This is a genomic window from Pontibacterium sp. (genome assembly GCF_041587635.1).
Lineage (GTDB): Bacteria > Pseudomonadota > Gammaproteobacteria > Pseudomonadales > Balneatricaceae > Pontibacterium.
On sequence record NZ_JBFGYC010000714.1, the window covers coordinates 1 to 1,570 of the forward strand.

Annotated in this window: 2 protein-coding genes; one reads left to right on the forward strand and one right to left on the reverse strand. The window is 46.8% G+C overall.

Translation table 11 applies throughout. From position 1 onward, the window contains the following. Positions 1 to 473 precede the first annotated feature (473 nt). Positions 474 to 1,142 carry a DNA-3-methyladenine glycosylase I gene (locus ABYW01_RS21065; protein ID WP_372836535.1) on the forward strand — a complete coding sequence of 223 codons (669 nt, stop codon included), beginning with the start codon at positions 474 to 476 and terminating at the stop codon, positions 1,140 to 1,142. 65 nt (positions 1,143 to 1,207) lie between these two features. Here the strand turns inward: ABYW01_RS21065 and ABYW01_RS21070 are convergent. Next, positions 1,208 to 1,570: YajG family lipoprotein (locus ABYW01_RS21070; RefSeq protein WP_372836537.1), on the reverse strand; the 363-nt coding region annotated here is incomplete at its 5' end.

Here is a 1,570-nt window from a genome sequence, read left to right on the forward strand (position 1 = left end):
ATCAGCTTGTTGGATTTGCGGATTACTGGCATCTTGTTGTCCTGAATAGCTTGCGTAGCAGCAATAACTGAACGCAACCTACTGTTATCACTCAAATAAAAGATGCGTAATAATACGCGCTTTAACAGGCTAAAAACAGTCCAAAGGGCGCATGAACCGGCGATTTTGCCTTGCTTTGAGATGTACGTTTGAGTGATAGCCCAAAAAACTGAACAATCTGAAGCGCCTGCATATACAGCGTGACTGTCGCATATCGTTTGATATTTCTTGAGGCAATGATGATTCAGCGGCCCTTGGCAAAACAAGATAGGTATTGCGCCAAGGATTGTTGCGCGTTGTGTCGAGTAAGTTTCATGGATTGGTGCGGCTTGCCGAACAAACCATAATCAGCGGTTATAAAGGTGCGATCGCGTCCATTCATCCTCCCTGGACTTTGAGCGTGTAGGGAATAACCAGAAGGATAATCAGTCTTCATGAAGTCGTTCAAATGGATCTATGAGCATGTCCAGACCCATCTTTCCGGACAAGATATAGAAGCCTTGTTGCCGAAGCCTCTGACCGTAGCTCAATTGTCTGAGGTACCAGACGATCGTTTGTTTTCTGATATGACGCGGCGCGTATTTCGTGCCGGGCTTAAACATTCGCTGGTGGATAGTAAATGGCCTGAGTTTGAAAAAGCATTTTTTGGCTTTGATCCCGTGAAAATTAGTTTGATGAGTGATGAGCAGCTTGAAAACCTTATGCAGAATGACAAGTTGATCCGTCATTGGGGGAAAATTAAAGCGGCACGGGTAAATGCCTTTATGGTGAGCAGTATTGCTGAAAAAGAGGGCAGTTTTGCTCGCTTCATCGCAAACTGGCCGTCTGAGGATATTATTTCACTGTGGGCTTTTTTGAAAAAAGAGGGCGCTCAGCTCGGAGGGAACTCAGGGGCCTCTTTCTTAAGGATGGTTGGCAAGGATACGTTCTTGTTGTCCGATGACGTTGTGGCCGCATTAAAAGCGCAAGGTATTGTTGATAAAAAGCCGACCGCAAAGCGTGATTTGTTGATCGTTCAGGATGCTTTTAATCAGTGGCAGCAAGAGTCGGGCCGGCCTATGTGTCAAATCAGCCGCTTATTATCGTATACCGTGGGCTGGTAACGCTTGAATGTGAAGTGGAGATAAGAAGGCCACTGGATAGTCAGCGGCCTTTGGGTATGTGATCGTTACCTGAATAACAGGAAGTCCATCAGCTTTCTGTCAGCAAAGGCGCGGCTCAGTGTGTCGCCCACCAGTGTGTTGAACAGTTCTTCGTTGTCGGCCGGAGTGGGGGTGTTTACAAACGGTTTAGTCGTATCCGTTTTGTATTTTCCGGTGTAATGCTGACCATTTTTCTCCACTTTAATCCGTAGCGTTGTTTGGGCGCTGACTTCCTGAAGTAGGTTCTTCATCTTGGCGTTGTAGGTCAGTTCATCCAGATATACGGTCATGGTGAATTCGCCCGGTTGGAACTGTTTAATGCCCATGTCCTCCAGTGCATGCTCAACAGCATGTTCGAGCTGTTCTTGTGCATCGATTAGCGACAGCGG

Excerpts from the sequence above, each read along its gene's own strand:
- ABYW01_RS21065 (WP_372836535.1), top strand. The coding sequence starts at position 474 with ATGAAGTCGTTCAAATGGATCTATGAGCATGTCCAGACCCATCTTTCC.